Raw genomic sequence first — 16,750 nt, 5'->3', positions numbered from 1 at the left:
TTATAGATACGAGCTATTTATGGATTTCAATTACCTCAAATAATTAATTAAATACAATAGCATATTGTTGTGAAGAGGCAGTCATTTAATTATTAATCTTGCCAAACCCATTTCTTATTAATAACGTAAAGTTGGGAACACCAAACCATAAAACCTGATGAAAACACGCTGCGGATGGGCCGAAGGCCAGTTTGATGAATACGTAAAATATCACGATGAAGAATGGGGTGTCCCCGTTCATGATGACAAAACACATTTTGAATTTCTCATACTGGAAGGTGCCCAGGCGGGCTTAAGCTGGGCCACTATACTTAAAAAACGTGACGGCTACAGAACTGCCTTTTCAGATTTTGACCCGGTAAAAGTAGCAGCCTATGATGAGCAAAAAATACTTGAGCTGATAGAGTATCCTGGTATAGTAAGAAATAAACTAAAGATCCGTGGAGCTGTTAATAATGCAAAGCGCTTTTTAGAGGTTCAAAAGGAATTCGGCAGTTTTGATAATTACATATGGAAGTTTGTAGGCGGCTCACCCATCAACGGCCACCGGAAGAACATGTCAGAAGTGCCGGCAACTACCGCAGAATCTGATGCGCTTAGTAAGGACTTAAAGAAAAGAGGGTTCAAGTTTGTAGGCAGTACCGTTATTTATGCTCACATGCAGGCTTGCGGGTTGGTTAACGATCATGCCATTGACTGTTTCAGGCATAAAGAGGTAATGTAAATCCACGCCCTCATCATTGTTCAACTAAAGTTATTGCTCATGAAAAATCTGATGTTACTATTGCTATTTGGATTGGCCTTTGCCTGCAATCAAAATGAGCAGGCCGGCGATTGTATTGACGAGTCCCAGATTGACCCGGATGGAGTCTGCACCATGCAATACGACCCTGTATGTGGTTGTGACGGAAAGACCTATGGCAACACGTGCGAGGCAGAAAAAGCCGGCGTCACCTCCTGGACAGAAGGTGAATGCGATGCCAGTGACCAGTCCTGATAGCTGATCAGGTCAAAGGGCCAGTACTATCTTCTTGGTCGGGATATTGATAAACCAAACTCCCTTTAAACTTGCGGTATCTTTTACCGGATAAGAATATAGTATTGTGTCTTTCAATTTTTGCACATTATCCTGCACATCCTCTTCCGGCGTATAGTTGTATGCCTCGAAAAGCTCTTTTTGCTCTACAGAAAGCGTAGATGACAGGGTATCGGCAAAAAGTATGGTAACGCCATTGGCTTTCGCCAGAGAATCCTGGTTATTCTTATCCAGTGCCCTGACATAATCTCTTCCCATTGCCAGCGCTTTTTCGAAGATCTGATCATCCGAAACACGTTTGATCGCTCTGGTTTCCATTTCCTTTTTCAGGGCTCGGCGCTGTTCATCCGACAGTGAGCCGCCACAGCTTATAAGCGTTAAAAACAGGCCAAAAAGTAAGATTCCTCTCATTTTTGCGGATTTGATTAATATTCCACAAAGCTACAATTAAATCCTCCCTATTTGTTAATTTTGTTGAAATAATAGGAAATTCATATGATTCAAAAACTTGAGGAAATAAAGCATAGGTTTGAAGAAGTAGGACAGCTAATCGTGCAACCCGACGCAATGGCTGATATGAAAAAGTACTCACAACTGAGCAAAGAATATAAAGACCTCCAGAAGATAGTTGAAAAATACAACGAGTATAAAGACGTCCTATCCAATATAGATAATGCCAAACAGGTAATAAAAACGGAAAAAGATGAAGAGTTCCGCGAAATGGCGAAGATAGAACTCGACGAGCTTGACCCTAAAAAGGAAGAGCTTGAAGACGAGCTGAAACAGATGCTCATCCCTAAAGACCCCAACGATGATAAAGATGCAATCCTGGAGATCCGTGCAGGTACAGGTGGAGACGAAGCCGCAATTTTTGCCGGTGATCTTTTCAGAATGTATCAGAGGTTCTGCGAGCGTATAGGCCTGAAGCTAACCGTACTTGACCTGACTGAGGGAACGAGCGGTGGCTATAAAGAAATTGTAAGCACCGTTTCCGGTGACAATGCCTATGGTACTTTAAAGTTTGAATCCGGTGTTCACCGGGTACAAAGGGTACCACAAACGGAAACCCAGGGCCGGGTGCATACCTCTGCTGCCACGGTAGCCGTATTACCTGAAATGGACGACGTTGAGGTGGACATAGACATGAACGATGTGCGTAAGGACACCTTCTGTTCATCAGGGCCGGGTGGTCAGTCTGTTAACACCACATATTCTGCCGTCAGGCTTACCCACATACCTAGTGGTATCGTTGTGTCCTGCCAGGATCAGAAGTCGCAGCTAAAGAACTTTGATAAAGCATTAAAAGTATTGCGCTCGCGCCTTTATGAAATAGAGCTGGCCAAGCACAATGAAGCCGTTGGTGCCCAAAGGAAATCCATGGTAGGCAGTGGCGACCGCTCAGATAAGATCAGGACTTACAACTACCCGCAAAGCCGTGTTACCGACCATAGGATCAACTACAGCCAGCATAACCTGCCAGCCGTAATGGATGGGGAAATAGATGAGTTTATCGAACAACTGCACATGGCGGAAAGTGCAATGAAGATGAAAGAAGGAGAATAAAATTTATTCTCCTTTACAGCGTTAAAGAAGTTATCGTGAAGAGTACCTTACCTGTAATATTTTTACTGCTGGCATTTATGGCCTGCAAACCCGAAGAAGAAAAACTGACCTTTGATAGCAGCGCCAGTCTCAGGTTTTCTACCGATACCATCTTTTTTGATACTGTATTTACCAAAGTCAGTAGTGAGATCAGGAACATCACAAAGCGGCTGAAAGTATATAACGATAGCGACAATGCAGTCGAGATAGCCAGGATATCCCTAAAAAAGCCCACTTCTCCATACACCATTTATGTAAACGGCCGGCCATCTTCAAGCTTTGAAAATACAAGGCTGCTGGGCAATGACAGCCTGCTGGTATTGGTAGAGGTCACTATTGATCCGGCAGATGAAAACCTGCCGTTTATTGTATCCGACGAGATCAGCTTCCTGACCAATAGCAACAAACAGAATGTTCAACTGGTAGCCTGGGGTCAGGATGCCAATTTTTTGAGGGATTCTGTACTGGCTTGTAATGTTACCTGGACCAATGAAAGGCCTTATGTTATTTACAATTCAGTACTTATTGATTCTTTGTGCTCATTGACTATTGAGCCCGGCACACAAATATATTCACATAACGGATCATACATTTTTGTAAAGGGCACCATCGACGTACAGGGTGAGGCAGAAAAGAGGGTATTATTCAGAAATGACCGGCTTGATTTTAAGGAGGTACCCGGCCAGTGGGGAGGTATAATTTTCCTGCCCGGCAGCAAAAACAATAACATAAGCCATACTGACATTCGCAATGCAGAAGTTGGTATATACCTCGGCACACCCGATGATGACACTGAGCCGGACCTGATCATTGGCAACAGTACTATTGAAAATATCGGTGGTAACACCAAACTACCCATCAATGGTGGGCTTGTTTTACCCGGATATGGCATTCTGGCTATTACTTCGGATATGTACGTCTACAATACCGTGATAAACAACTGCGCTATAAACACCCTGGGAAACTATGCGGGTGGCAGCTACCGGTATGAGCATTGCACCTTTGCCAATTACTCTTTCGATTTTTTCAGAGAAGACCCTTCCGTGGTTTTTTCAGACAACCTGGTGATCGGTGAAGATGCGCTGTTAGTTGATGATCTCGAAGTTGAACTGGCTAACTCAATTATCTGGGGCTCTCTCAAAGATGAAATTATCATCAGCAACAGCGGACAAGCCAGTTTCAGTCTAAGTATGTCCAATAACCTGCTCAAAACATCAAATGAAGACTTTAATGTTAACGGCAACATCCTTAATGAAGACCCCAATTTTGTGTATCCGAGGGGCCATGATTACAAACTGGATACACTTTCTCCAGCCAAGGACAAAGGCATAGTACTTGGCCTGGGTACAGACCATGATGGTAAACTCCGCGACGACAACCCTGATCTTGGGGCTTTTGAAAGAATAGAAAACTAGCTTTATGAAAGTTTTTCAAAAAGAGATATCCGTTCCTTCTCAGCCACGAGGCTTCCACCTCATCACATCGATTGTGGAGAATGCGCTTCCTGAGCTTCGGGAAATACAAGCCGGCCTGCTACAGGTTTTTATCAAGCATACTTCTGCCGGTTTGACTATCAATGAAAATGCTGATCCAACCGTGCGGCAGGATTTTGAAAGTCACTTCAACAAAATGGTTCCTGAAAATGCTCCCTACTACAAGCATACCCTTGAGGGCTCCGATGATATGCCGGCGCACATCAAATCTTCGCTACTGGGCAGCTCAGTATCCATTCCTATAACCAACGGACGCCTTAACCTGGGCACGTGGCAAGGCATATATCTTTGTGAGCACCGCAACCATGGCAGAAGCCGCAGGTTGGTGATCACTGCCTTTGGCAACTAGAATTTGTTTAAACAATTAACGCACAAAATTGTTGTGCGGCTATGAAAAACGTCATAGTCTGGTTTACCAATGACCTGCGCCTTTATGATAATGAAGCTTTAAGTAAGGCTATCCAAAATGGTGACAAGATATACCCTCTGTACATTTTTGATCCGGCACAATTCAAAGAAACTCATCTGGGATTTGCAAAGACCGGAGCTTTCAGGGCCAAGTTCCTGATCGAATGTGTTGAGAACCTGAGAAACAACCTCCAAAAAATTGGCAGTGACCTTATTGTACGTACAGGCCATGCGGCTGATATTATTTCTGAACTGGTAGAAAAATCTAATATCAATGCAGTGTATGCATCAAAAGATGTTACTCATGAAGAGCTACAAAGGCTTGATGAAGTGGAGCAGGTCCTGCTTAAGAAACTGATCCCTTTGGAGCTTTACTGGCAACAAACGCTCTTTCACGAAGAGGATGTGCCCTGGCCAATCAAACAGGTTCCCGATGTTTTCACCACATTTCGGAAGGAGGCAGAAGCCAACAACGTAGAGGTCCGCCCTTTATTTCCGGCACCCAAAAGCCTGTCTCCAATTGAAAACATCAAACCCGGGCCAATTCCGACCATGCAAGAATTAGGAATGTCACCTGAAAAAGCTGACCGCAGAAGGGTACTAAACTTTAAAGGAGGTGAAACTGAAGCGTGGAAAAGGCTCCATAAATATTTCTGGAAACAAGATCTGCTACGGTATTATAAAGAAACCAGAAATGAAATGATAGGCTCCGACTACTCCAGCAAACTGTCTCCATGGCTGGCTACGGGAGCCATTTCAGCCAAATCCATTTATTGGGAAATTAAAAAATATGAAGATGAACGGGTAAAGAACGACTCCACCTACTGGTTTTTCTTTGAGCTTCTTTGGCGTGATTTCTTCAAGTTCATGGCCAAAAAGAACGGATCAAAGATCTTTCATATCAACGGCTTTCAGGATATAAAACTTAAAATGGAGGATAATTTATTCAATTTTGAAAAATGGCGAACAGGCAACACAGGGGAACCGTTTGTAGACGCCAATATGAAGGAGCTTTTACTGACAGGCTATATGTCTAACCGCGGACGCCAAAATGCAGCAAGCTATTTGATGTACGACCTCAATGTAAACTGGACATGGGGCGCCATGTGGTTTGAAAACAGGCTCATCGATTATGATGCTTGCAGCAATTGGCTCAACTGGGCCTATATTGCCGGAGTAGGCAATGATCCAAGGCAGGGCCGAAAATTCATCATAGAAAACCAAAGTCTCACTTATGACCCCGATGGTAAGTATGTAGACTTATGGCTCAATGATCAGTAAACCCTGGTGAGCCTGTAATAGTCGGAAACAGTAATTCGAAAGGCCTCACGTTCTTTCGGGTCTTCAAGTAAAGGCAGCTCTTCTCCTTCAAATTTCAGGATAAAGCTGGCTTTCTTTTGCAGAGCCTCATAAACCTGAGAGGCAAACTCAAGCATACCCTCACGATTGTAATTTTCTAAAACTATGGTTCCGCCGGTTTCGGCTTCTCCACTCCATACTATTTCCAGACGATCCTGATCCCGAAGCGATTCGTCCGGCTCGAGCAGCAAGTAAGCTTCATCCTGCAAATAATTAATGACAATGGCCAGGTTCAGCAGCGGATGATCCGCCTCCTGAACCCTGTCTTCGTACCTGAAAATATTGAATTTTGCTGCGCTATTCTCCTCAAGGTCATAGTACGACTGCCTCATATTTTTGAAAAACAGCTCAGTATCATCTCCCGTCTTAAAGCTGAATTTAGCCCGATCTACTTTTTTGTCGTGGTCGATTTTACATGAATAAAGCAGGACAGCAACTGCCACAAAAAGCATATTTTTCATTATTTGGGGAGACATAGATTGCTTATATTTAAAGGGTAAACTTAACATTCGACATTATGAAAACATTGCATATTGTACTAATTGTTATAGGCGTAATTCTATTAGTCGCATTTATTGGAGTATTTGCAGGAAGTGGGGTTTATGATAAGGCCGTAGTACTACAAGAAGCGGTCGATAAAGAGTGGGCTGATGTACAGGCTACTTACCAGCGAAGGGCTGATTTAATCCCTAACCTTGTAAATACTGTAAAAGGTGCAGCAGAAGTGGAGGAGCGCATATTAACCAAAGTAACACAGGCTCGTGCGGGCATAGCCAATGCCAAGACACCGGAAGACCTTGAGCTGGCAGGTCGCGAAATCAATACTGCCATCAACCTGGCTTTTGAAGCTTACCCTCAGATAAGATCGGTTTCTAATTTTTCTGATTTGCAAGCCCAACTTGAAGGTACGGAAAACAGGATAAATGTTGCTCGTCAAAGGTACAATGAGGCCGTGAGTGCCTACAACAGCCATATCAGGGGCTTTTTTAGAAGTTTTTGGCTGAATATGTTAGCCGATGAGGGCGAGTTCCCTAAAAAAGAGGGTTTCCAATCTAAACAAGGCGCAGACGAAGCTCCAGAAGTAAAATTTTAATTTAGCAGATACAGACCTCCAAGGTTTTGAAACCTTGGAGGTCTTTACCCCTCAATTTCCTTTAATCACCTTGCCCAACTCTTCGAGTCGTTTTTTCTCCTTTTCTACAATTTCTTTCAGCTCTTTTACCTTCTTTTCCGCTTCGGCTATTTTTTCATTTTTACGCAAAACTTCCTCCGCCGAAATTTCTCCGGCTTTCTCTTGCTCCTGAACCTTTTCCTTAGCTTCCTTTATTTTTTCCTCGTTTTCTTTAATCTGCGATTCATGACGGGTTATTTCCTCTTTAGCTTCGGCCATTCTGGCCTGGGCAGCAGCCTTGGCTTCTTCTGAACGTTGCTGGCCAAACTCCTTTCCACTCATATCTCCCTTATCCTTTCCGTAAGCATTACCTTTATCCTCCACATTCGAATCACCTGACTTATCATCCTTTTTCCCTTTGTCGCTGTCCCTACCTTCTGCTTTATTGTCCTTATCCTTTTTAGGGTCAGCGTTACCGTTCCCTCTCTCCCGATCCTCCTCCGGCTTTCCTTTATCCGCTTTTGATTTATCAGGTTTACCCTGTGAGCGCTCCACTGTTGTGTCTGCTTCCTGTTTTTTGGCCTGGCCTTTTCCCTGACCATTAGCCGTGTAGGCAAAGCTCAATACAATAGCCATTAGGCTTAACATCAATAACTTCTTCATAATACCAGGGTTTATATGTCTTTTAACAATTCATCAATTTCATTCTGTAGTGTATCGATTCTTTGAGAAGACGAATCGATCATAACATCAATCTTTTGAGTGGATTCTTCTATAACTTCCACTTGCTCCTCCGTGATCTGAGGTGCCTCGTCACTTTCTTTTTTTTCTCCCGAACAAGCAACTATAAGCCCGAACAGGAAGATGATAAGGATGCTTTTCTTCATTTTTTTAAAGGGTTTAGTTAATACATTCATTCCTCCTCTCGACCGCACAGCATCTCATTAAGAAAAAATTTACGCACTTTTCCTATTGAATTTTTCTAAAACTGATCGAAGCAGGCCTCCAAGGTTTTCAAAAACCTTGGAGGTCATGGAGTTTCACTCCACGTAATAAACGCGCTTCACTCGCTGGCTTACGTTGGTGAGTATTTCGTACGGAATGGTATTGATCTTTGAAGCTGCTTCCATGATTGTCAGATGTTCTCCGAAAACTTCAACCTCATCTCCTTCTGACGCATCTATGCCTGTGATGTCGATCATGGTCATGTCCATGCAGACGTTTCCTATGACGGGCGCTTTTTTACCATGCAGCCAGACTTCACCGACGCCGTTGCTAAATGCCCGGCTGAAGCCATCGGCATAACCAATAGCAATAGTGGCAATTTGCATGTCCTCCTTAGCCAGGCCTTTTCGGCTGTAGCCTACTGTTTCTCCCTCTTTAATGTGTTTGATTTGAGAGATAATCGTTTTCAACCTGCTGATCGGCTGCAATCGATGTTGTTCCAGCTTATTTGCCTCAAGGCCATATAAGCCTATGCCAAGCCTTACCATATCATAATGGAATTCGGGAAAACGAACAATGCCGGGGGAGTTTACCAAATGTCTTAACGGCCTATGGTGCAGATTCTGCATTATCCTGCCGGAGAGTCTTTCAAATTTTTCTGCCTGCTCTCGTGAGAAAGTATTATGTGTAGCTTCATCTGAGCCTGCCAAATGACTGAATATGCTCTTTACTTCAAGGTTCGAGTGCTTTTGTAATAAACCAATCAATTGATCTATATCACCTTCCTCAAAGCCAAGCCGGTGCATGCCGGTGTCCAGCTTAAGATGTACTTTCATGGGTCTGTTTCCCAGGAAAGAGATAAGCTGTCTGAATATATTGAAATTGTACACCTCAGGCTCCAGTTGATACTGATAAAGCTTTTCGAAGCTGTCTTCGCTGGGGTTCATTACCATGATGGGAAGATAAATTCCATTTTTTCTCAATATAACCCCTTCATCCGCATAGGCCACACCCAGATAATCAACCCGGTGAAACTGTAAAAGATTGGCCACCTCAAGGCTACCACTGCCATAAGCAAATGCCTTCACCATCACCATCAGTCTGGTCTCCGGTTTCATGCGGGACCGGTAGAAATTGAGATTATTGGTTAGCGCATCAAGGTTGATTTCTAATTGCGTACCATGGATCTTTTCCTCGAGTGTCCTTACAATTCTTTCAAAGGCAAAAGTTCGCGCACCTTTAACGAGGATGATCTCATCCCGGAAAGAAGTAAAGTCGTGCTGCTTAAGAAAGTCCGCCGTTGTTTCATAAAAGTAAGCCTCCATGTCAAACAGCTTTTTAAAGCGTGACAATGCAGGCCCTATACCTATTATTTTGGTTACGTTGGCCGTTTTTAGCAATTCGTTAACCTGAGTATACAATTTTTGCTGATCTGCTACAGATTGAAGTATATCGGAAATGATCACCGATTTGCTTTCATGCTGCTTTTGATGCGATAAGAAATCAAGCGCTATCTGCAAACCCGCAAGATCATTGTTGTAAACATCATCTATTACATAGCTGTTGTGAATGGCTTTTTTTAACTCAAGCCTCATGTGCACTTTATGAAGCTTGCTGATACCTTCCTGGATGGATAAGGAATCGTAGCCTTTGAACAGCATGTATGTAATACAATGCAGGCAGTTTTCTATTGAAGCCTTATCAATAAACGGGATTTTGAAAACATGATCAGAGCCAAATCTAATATTCACAACAGTCTCTCGTTCATTGTGGACAACATCCATTATCCGCACATCACTGTCAACATGATGCCCCCAGCTAAAACCTTTACCGGCAAGGTACTGATCTATCTCTTCATGGTCCTTACAATAAATCACATGCTCCGTATGTTGAAATAAGCGGGCTTTCTCCTGTATTTTCTGCTTTCTGGAATTAAAACCGGCATCGTGGGCCGGCCCGATGTTGGTAAATATGCCAACTGTAGGCTGAATGATGGCTTCCAGTTTCTCCATTTCGCCAGGCACGGAAATGCCTGCCTCAAAAATACCTACCTCATGTTGTTCATTAAGCTGCCAGACCGAGAGTGGTACTCCAATTTGAGAATTGTAACTATGAGGATTTTTCACCGCTCTTTTGTAAGGCACGATGAGCTGAAAGAGCCATTCCTTTACTATAGTCTTTCCATTGCTCCCGGTTATGCCCACTACCTCTACATTGAATTGCTCACGATGAGCTTTCGCCACCGCCTGCAAAGCCATCAGGCTACTGCTAACCTTCAGCAAGTTACTTCCCGGAAGATGAGACGCTTCCACGTCTTTCTCCACTACAAACTGGCGAACACCTTTATCATAAAGCGATTTAATGTAAACATGCCCATCATGCCTTTCGCCGCTAATGGCAAAAAATATCCCGCCACCGGCAAAAAAAGATTTACGGCTATCCGTGATAAGGTACTTGATTTCCCCGGAATATTCTGATAAAACAATTTCTCCGGCAGTAATCCCTGCAAGGCTGTTAAAGTCGATCATGGCTAGAAAAGGGGCTTTTTAATGAAAACATCCGACACGTCAACGGATGTGCCTAAGATACATGTTTATTGGATATTGAATGGTTGCCACTATATCAAAGCTTGCAACAAAGTAATGAGTGATCAGGCTCAGCTCTCGAGAGGCATGATCATTTCATATTGGTTCAACTGGTTTTTAAACCCAAGGCTCTGAAAGAAGTTAATGGTATTTGTGGCTTCTCTCTGGATATTGATCACGGTCAGGATTTTCTGATTGCTGGTTTCCTGAATGTACTTGACCAGGCTGGAGCCAACACCCTTACCTCTTACTTCCGGTGCAACGCCAATTTGACTTATTCTGCCAAAAGCAGACTGATAAATAGCATAGCCTACGCATTTACCCTCGGAGTAAGCCTCCACTATGGTCTCACTGGCTAAGTTATCATTGATCATGAGTGATGAATCCAGAAAAGAGGGGGCTTGATTGGCGAAGCGTTCGTAAACATCCCAACTAGGGTGCTTCACGCCGAATATTTCCAGATTTACTTTTGGAGGTTTTACTTTTAAGTGTTTTGAGTCAAACTTAAAGCATCGAAAATATTTGGTTTCCCGGAAGCCGATACTTCTGTAAGCTTTTATGGCGCGGTCATTCTCTGTCAGAACCTCTAAAACGCACTGTTTGATCTTTCTTTCCTGAAACATCGGAATCAAAAAATCATACATTTTAATAGTAAGCTTCTTACCTCTGCTGGAAGGGCGTACACCCGTTCCTCCATTGTAAGCAGTCAGTTTTCCTTCGTAGTAGTTTACTGCAGTAAATACAAAGCCTACCAGTGAATTATCTTCGTAGGCCCCTGCCGACAGGGAAAAATCTATTTTGAGTTTCTCTACGAATTTTCTGACAAACTGCTCTTTGGTCAACCTGAACGGAACCTTATAATCTGAAAAAGAATCCAGAAAAGTAATATACATGTCAGTCAGGTCGACTGGCCTCAGGCTTCTGATCTGCAGTTTGCTCATCTCAATGAAGTTTGGCACCATTCGGAACATCACGGTCCGGAACAGCTAAAAGAATGTGACCGTTTTCATCTGCAAAACCTGTAATCAGGATTTGTGACAGAAATGGTCCTATCTGCTTTTCAGGAAAATTAACGACACAAACTACCTGCTTGTTGTGCAGCATTTCTTTGGTATAGTGATGGGTAATTTGAGCACTGGATTTTTTTATACCAATATCTTCCCCCAGATCTACCCACACCTTGTAGGCGGGTTTTCTGGCTTCGGGAAAATCTTCTACTTTAACAATTGTTCCAACACGAAGCTGAACCTTTTCAAAATCGTTCCAGTTAATCTGATCCATAGCGTACAAATATAATATATCAACGAGTCGTGTCAAGAACGGTTGTAACCTTTTGAAAATTAATTCGTATATTAGTACACCTTGAAAAATCATGAGAGATAGGTCAATTAAATACATCGCATCCATCTTCTTATTAGTTAGTGTGTGCTACGTAAATCCATTGGCAGCACAGGAAGACGGCTTTATGTTTCTTGAAGGTGGTGGGGACAGCTATCAGGAAAAGCCTGAAGCTCCTAGTTCACCAGGCACAGAAAATACTTATACCCAGCCTGGTATGAAAAGCTCATACCCTAAAGACAAGCAAAAACCAGAAGAAAAGGTAGAAGAAAGCAACAAGCAAAAATCTACCAACACCTCTTCAAACAACCATTCTCAGACACAAAATAAGCAACAAACAACTTCCCCTTCCACCAGCGGAGCCAACAGCGAAGATGAAGATCCCGATTCAGTCCTCTCCTTCAATTTTCTTCACTATATTATCCAAAGATTCAAGTTTTCTGAGGTCATAGACGAATAAAATCTCCCGAAACACTGAAATAATTAAGATCGTATTTGCAACTTTGTTGCATTATGTTTACTCGTGTATTTACTTTTTTGATTTTTGCAGCCCTTTTGCTCTCTACAAGCCCCGCTTTCACTCAGGGAAAAAAGGATTGCAGCGCTGATTGCAGTTGCGCCATCTCCGGATTGGTTGTAGATGCCTCCACGCAAGAGCCTATCCCTTATGCTACCGTACAAATCAAAAACTCTGAAAAAGGCATTATGACCAATGAAGCCGGAGAATTTCAGATCAAAGGGCTTTGCGAAAAAGAATATGATATCTCCATTTCTCACTTGGGGTACAAGAGTTTTGTTCACCACCATGACATCTACCATCCTGACCTGATCGTTAAACTTGCTACCAATGATATGATCCTTGAGAGTATAGTGATCGAGGGTAGCACAATAGAAACAGGACTTGAATCAATGACAGAGTCAAAGCTATCGGGTAAAGAGCTGGAGAGCATTAAAACAGAATCGCTGGGTGACGTATTGAGCAATATTACCGGTGTTTCTACACTTAAAACAGGGCAGAATGTAGTAAAACCCATGATCCATGGCTTGCATGGCAACAGAGTGCTGATCATTAACAACGGTGTAAGGCACGAAGGGCAAGGTTGGGGCCAGGAACACGCACCTGAAATAGATGCTGCCATGGCTGACAATATTGCCCTGGTTAAAGGAGCCGCTGCGGTAAAATACGGGCCGGATGCCATGGGGGGGGTGATCATCATTAATCCGCCCAAAATGGAATTGTCAACAGGCCACTTACACGGAACAGCGGGCGTAACGGCCGCAAGCAATGGCAGGTCTGTCAATGCAGATCTCCTGCTACAGCAGGGATATAAAAACTTTGCATGGATGGGTCAGGTTTCCGGCCTGTACCAGGGCGACCTGAGAGCTCCCGATTACATGTTAACCAATACCGGTGCCCGTGAATTTAGCTATATGCTCGGCACCCGGTACCATTATAAACAGCTCGACCTTACTTTGCTATACAGCCATGTACAGCAAAACCTGGGTATACTCCGAGGGTCGGTAGTGGGTAACCTGGAAGATCTCGATCTTGCCTTAAAAGCTGATGAGCCATACTTTACGAGAGATTTCAGCTACAACATCAATAACCCGCGGCAGGAAGTAAGTCATGACCTGATCAGACTAAAAGGACATTACAATTTTAAGGACCATCAATTAGACTTTCAATATGGTTTCCAGGCCAATACACGGCAGGAGTATGATGTAAGGCGGGGAAACAATAATGATCGGCCTGCCATAGACCTGGAGCTTTTCACACATACACTGGACCTGGACTGGAAGCATGCACCCATCTCAGACTGGAGTGGCACCATAGGAGCACAATGGCTGTATCAGGACAATAATAATATCCCCGGCACAAATACTATCCCTTTTGTTCCTAACTACAATAACAGCAGGTTTGGCTTCTATATTACAGAATCGCGGCCCGTAGGTAACATGGAACTGGAAGTAGGTGTACGTTACGACTATCAGTCAAACTCCGTAGCAGGCCGTGATGCTGACAACGATGTTTACAGGCAAGACCTTAACTATCAAAGTGTAACCGGACTGGTCGGAATCAATACTTCATTAGGTAAAAACAGTAGTTTCAGAAGCAATTTTGGCACTGCCTGGAGGCCTCCGAACATTGCCGAGCTATACAGCTACGGCAAGCATGAATTTACCATTGACTTTGGGCTTTGGCGCCATATAACCAACGAATTTGGAACTCCGGAGAGTATACAGGGTGTATTGGATCAGGACCAGAGACCGGTGGATAATGAACTGGGTTTTAAATGGGTAAATACCTTTAACCATACGGTAAAAGGCCGCAGCCTCGAGGTAACGGCGCATGTCAACTACCTCAAAGGTTATATTTACTCCAAACCGGCTGGTATAGCTGCAACGGTAAGGGGTCCATTTCCCTTTTATGTGTATGACCAAACAGATGCCATCTTCTTCGGGTTAGATGCCAGCTATATCCTTCAACACACTTCCTTCTGGGAGTCTCGTATACAAGGTACTTACCTCCAGGCGCGTGATGTTAGCCATGACGACGTATTTGTTGGCATTCCGGCCAATAAACTTGGTTATAAACTTTCTTTTATGAAACAGGCCTTTGGATTGGATGAGTTTAGTGCTGCTCTAGAGGCAAACTACACTTTCAGGCAATATCAGGCTCCACGCGTAATAACGGTAGCCGACATTGATGAAGCTAATCTTAACGGTGAAAACCTCTTTGCGGAAGATAACTCCAACTTCGACTTCCTGCCTGCACCGGACGGATACCTGCTTATGAACCTCAACCTGCAAGGAACCCTCAATCAATTTGTATTTGGTGTCCAGTTCAAGAATCTCCTCAATGCCTCCTACAGGGACTACACCAACCGGTTAAGATATTTTGCTGATGAAACCGGCTTTAATATGGTCATTTCCGCTCGCTATAAATTTTAAAAACATAAAATAAAGCACTTTCTATTTGCATCATTGTTGCATTTAAATATATTTGTATCAGTTAACGATATGTAAATGTTTAATTTCATTTAAAACACTGATATGACAATTCTAAAATCAAACTTTCTCGCGCTGTTATTACTTGCAACTATGGGCTTTATGGCAAGCTGTAGTGATGATGATGACGCTCCAGAAGCTGAAAATGAAGAAGAGGTAATTAATGAAGTGACGCTAACCTTTACCCCCGCAGCGGGAGGCACTCCTCTATCATTTACTTACAATGATCCTGACGGCGAAGGAACAGCACCTGCAGAGCAAGACGACATTGTACTGGCAGCCAATACTATATATTCTATGTCTATAACCTTCAAGAATACTGTAGGAGATAGTAATGAAGATATTACCGAAGAAGTGGAAGAAGAAGGACATGAGCACCAGATCTTCTTTGGCTGGACAGGAGCATTGTTTTCAAGCCCAACAGGTTTAGGAAATATTGGTGCAGGAAATCAGGACAATCCTGTTAATTACCAGGATACTGATTTAGAGGGCTTACCTATCGGTTTAGAGACTGTTTGGGAAACTGATGAGCCGACTTCTGGTACCTTCCAAATACTGTTGAAGCACCAACCTGATATTAAAACGGCAACATCTTCATCAGAGGATGGAGAATCAGATGTTGACCTTGAATGGAATATCAAGATACAATAATAATACAATAACACTGATTGTGCTCTCCTTTTGGTTTAGGTTGATTCCAATCAGTTATTAAAGAGGCCGCTTAAAACGTTAAGCGGCCTCATTTTTTATAGCATTTTTTTAAAATCCGGGCAAGTGCTGCTCTTTATGAAGGGCCTGCTATGGTTAAGCATAATCTATGGAAACACCAACTTTTCACCTCTCTGTTTGACAGACTTGTTGGCAAGCTCACAGAAAACAATAGAAGCGCTTTACTGATCTGCAGCTTGATTCCCTGTTACGCCTTTACCAAAAACTGCTCCAGCTCCTTGAGTTGAATACGACCTTCATAGAATGCTTTACCAAAAATAACGGCGAAAACACCCATGTCATTAAGTCGCTTGATATCGTCTATATTCCTTACGCCACCACTGGCCAGTACACAAATATCGGGGAACCTGTCAATAATATTTTGGTACAGCTCAAATGCGGGGCCCTGCATCACACCGTCCTTACTGATATCAGTGGTTTTTACATATTTCAGACCTCTGGAATAGAAGTATTCAATATGGTCCATGATATCCAGATCAGTGCTTTTTTGCCACCCTCTGATAGCTATCTTGCCGTTGATGGCATCTGCTCCCAATGTGATCTTTTCCCTTCCGTATGAGATGATCCATGAGGAGAATAGCTCTTTTCTGCTTACCGCCACACTGGCAGCGGTAATATAGCTGGCCCCGTATTCATAGGCCTTGCTTATATCTCCGTCCGTATGGATACCTCCGGTAAAGTCTATTTTCAACCCGGTATATCCCGCTATAGCTTCAAGTATATGATAGTTGACCGGCTGGCCTCTCCGTGCTCCGTCTAGGTCTACAAGGTGAACCACTTCTATACCATGATCCTCAAAGGTCTTGGCCAAATCAATTGGACTTTGGTCATATACCTTCTCCTTTGTAAAATCTCCCTGTTGTAATCTGATTACTTTGCCTTCATTAATCGCTATGGAAGGTATTATCTGGATCATATGCAGTTGGTTTATAGTTAAAAAAGGTTAAGCGCACAAAAATACACATTCCATGATGTGGAAGTGCAAATGAATTAACAACAAATTGTAAAATTTTCCCCTACTGATTTTTCTTCCCGATAGCACTATGGTGATTGATTCTTGGGGGAACTGGTAAAGTAGTAAAACTTAACGAGAATTACAAGAGAAAAGCCTCCTCAAAACCTGTTTCAGAGGGAC

Annotated in this window: 18 protein-coding genes; 10 read left to right on the top strand and 8 right to left on the bottom strand. The window is 43.1% G+C overall.

All coding sequences use genetic code 11. From position 1 onward, the window contains the following. The first annotated feature begins 157 nt into the window (after positions 1 to 157). Together E1163_RS29125 and E1163_RS29120 are read left to right on the top strand one after the other, a co-directional pair. On the top strand, positions 158 to 724 hold the full coding sequence (locus tag E1163_RS29125; RefSeq protein ID WP_155177132.1) for a DNA-3-methyladenine glycosylase I: 567 nt from the start codon (positions 158 to 160) through the stop codon (positions 722 to 724). A 39-nt stretch (positions 725 to 763) separates the two neighbouring features. After that, complete coding sequence (locus E1163_RS29120) at positions 764 to 997, top strand: Kazal-type serine protease inhibitor family protein (protein ID WP_155177130.1); 234 nt, start codon at positions 764 to 766, stop codon at positions 995 to 997. A 12-nt stretch (positions 998 to 1,009) separates the two neighbouring features. Here the strand turns inward: E1163_RS29120 and E1163_RS29115 are convergent, their stop codons facing one another. Beyond that, positions 1,010 to 1,447, bottom strand: a complete 438-nt coding sequence (locus E1163_RS29115; protein ID WP_155177129.1) for a hypothetical protein — start codon at positions 1,445 to 1,447, stop codon at positions 1,010 to 1,012. Positions 1,448 to 1,531: 84 nt separating this feature from the next. On the opposite strand from E1163_RS29115, the gene prfA reads away from it, so the two are divergent. The 4 genes from prfA to E1163_RS29095 are packed head-to-tail and all read left to right on the top strand — an operon-like array spanning position 1,532 to position 5,820. Then, positions 1,532 to 2,599: a peptide chain release factor 1 gene (gene prfA / locus E1163_RS29110; protein ID WP_155177127.1), complete on the top strand. Its 1,068-nt coding sequence runs from the start codon at positions 1,532 to 1,534 to the stop codon at positions 2,597 to 2,599. A gap of 35 nt (positions 2,600 to 2,634) precedes the next feature. Continuing rightward, the gene (locus E1163_RS29105; protein ID WP_155177125.1) at positions 2,635 to 4,053 is read left to right on the top strand and encodes a right-handed parallel beta-helix repeat-containing protein; all 1,419 of its coding nucleotides are present in this window, start codon (positions 2,635 to 2,637) and stop codon (positions 4,051 to 4,053) included. Positions 4,054 to 4,057: 4 nt separating this feature from the next. Beyond that, on the top strand, positions 4,058 to 4,480 hold the full coding sequence (locus E1163_RS29100) for a secondary thiamine-phosphate synthase enzyme YjbQ (protein ID WP_155177124.1): 423 nt from the start codon (positions 4,058 to 4,060) through the stop codon (positions 4,478 to 4,480). 41 nt (positions 4,481 to 4,521) lie between these two features. Further along, entirely contained in the window at positions 4,522 to 5,820 is a 1,299-nt protein-coding gene (locus E1163_RS29095; protein ID WP_155177122.1) for a DASH family cryptochrome, read from the top strand. On the opposite strand, the gene E1163_RS29090 is transcribed toward E1163_RS29095, so the two are convergent. Continuing rightward, positions 5,814 to 6,374 carry a hypothetical protein gene (locus tag E1163_RS29090; RefSeq protein WP_155177120.1) on the bottom strand — a complete coding sequence of 187 codons (561 nt, stop codon included), beginning with the start codon at positions 6,372 to 6,374 and terminating at the stop codon, positions 5,814 to 5,816. The genes E1163_RS29095 and E1163_RS29090 overlap by 7 nt on opposite strands. Before the next feature lie 41 nt (positions 6,375 to 6,415). Between E1163_RS29090 and E1163_RS29085 the strand changes: the two genes are divergently transcribed. After that, positions 6,416 to 6,991 (top strand): LemA family protein, encoded by a 576-nt coding sequence (locus E1163_RS29085; RefSeq protein ID WP_155177119.1) that lies wholly within the window; start codon positions 6,416 to 6,418, stop codon positions 6,989 to 6,991. A 51-nt stretch (positions 6,992 to 7,042) separates the two neighbouring features. Here the strand turns inward: E1163_RS29085 and E1163_RS29080 are convergent, their stop codons facing one another. The 5 genes from E1163_RS29080 to E1163_RS29060 all read right to left on the bottom strand — a co-directional run bounded on the left by E1163_RS29080 (position 7,043) and on the right by E1163_RS29060 (position 11,820). Further along, a complete protein-coding gene (locus tag E1163_RS29080; protein WP_155177117.1) occupies positions 7,043 to 7,672 on the bottom strand; it encodes a hypothetical protein in 630 nt (209 codons plus the stop codon). An 11-nt stretch (positions 7,673 to 7,683) separates the two neighbouring features. After that, positions 7,684 to 7,896 (bottom strand): hypothetical protein, encoded by a 213-nt coding sequence (locus tag E1163_RS29075; RefSeq protein WP_155177115.1) that lies wholly within the window; start codon positions 7,894 to 7,896, stop codon positions 7,684 to 7,686. 153 nt (positions 7,897 to 8,049) lie between these two features. After that, positions 8,050 to 10,482, bottom strand: coding sequence for a bifunctional UDP-N-acetylmuramoyl-tripeptide:D-alanyl-D-alanine ligase/alanine racemase (locus E1163_RS29070; protein WP_155177113.1), 2,433 nt, complete (start codon positions 10,480 to 10,482; stop codon positions 8,050 to 8,052). A 128-nt stretch (positions 10,483 to 10,610) separates the two neighbouring features. Further along, a complete protein-coding gene (locus E1163_RS29065; RefSeq protein ID WP_185156253.1) occupies positions 10,611 to 11,480 on the bottom strand; it encodes a GNAT family N-acetyltransferase in 870 nt (289 codons plus the stop codon). A gap of 1 nt (position 11,481) precedes the next feature. Then, a complete protein-coding gene (locus E1163_RS29060) occupies positions 11,482 to 11,820 on the bottom strand; it encodes a tRNA-binding protein (RefSeq protein ID WP_155177109.1) in 339 nt (112 codons plus the stop codon). A gap of 91 nt (positions 11,821 to 11,911) precedes the next feature. On the opposite strand from E1163_RS29060, the gene E1163_RS29055 reads away from it, so the two are divergent. The 3 genes from E1163_RS29055 to E1163_RS29045 all read left to right on the top strand — a co-directional run bounded on the left by E1163_RS29055 (position 11,912) and on the right by E1163_RS29045 (position 15,537). Next, complete coding sequence (locus E1163_RS29055) at positions 11,912 to 12,337, top strand: hypothetical protein (protein ID WP_155177107.1); 426 nt, start codon at positions 11,912 to 11,914, stop codon at positions 12,335 to 12,337. Between the two features lie 53 nt (positions 12,338 to 12,390). Beyond that, positions 12,391 to 14,829: a TonB-dependent receptor gene (locus tag E1163_RS29050; protein WP_155177105.1), complete on the top strand. Its 2,439-nt coding sequence runs from the start codon at positions 12,391 to 12,393 to the stop codon at positions 14,827 to 14,829. Between the two features lie 102 nt (positions 14,830 to 14,931). Next, positions 14,932 to 15,537, top strand: coding sequence for a hypothetical protein (locus E1163_RS29045; protein ID WP_155177103.1), 606 nt, complete (start codon positions 14,932 to 14,934; stop codon positions 15,535 to 15,537). A gap of 265 nt (positions 15,538 to 15,802) precedes the next feature. On the opposite strand, the gene E1163_RS29040 is transcribed toward E1163_RS29045, so the two are convergent. Continuing rightward, positions 15,803 to 16,531: a 1-(5-phosphoribosyl)-5-[(5-phosphoribosylamino)methylideneamino]imidazole-4-carboxamide isomerase gene (locus E1163_RS29040; RefSeq protein ID WP_155177101.1), complete on the bottom strand. Its 729-nt coding sequence runs from the start codon at positions 16,529 to 16,531 to the stop codon at positions 15,803 to 15,805. Between the last annotated feature and the right edge of the window lie 219 nt (positions 16,532 to 16,750).

Source organism: Fulvivirga kasyanovii (assembly GCF_009711405.1).
GTDB classification, from domain to species: Bacteria; Bacteroidota; Bacteroidia; order Cytophagales; family Cyclobacteriaceae; genus Fulvivirga; species Fulvivirga kasyanovii.
This window is presented reverse-complemented; position numbering and strand designations above follow the sequence as displayed.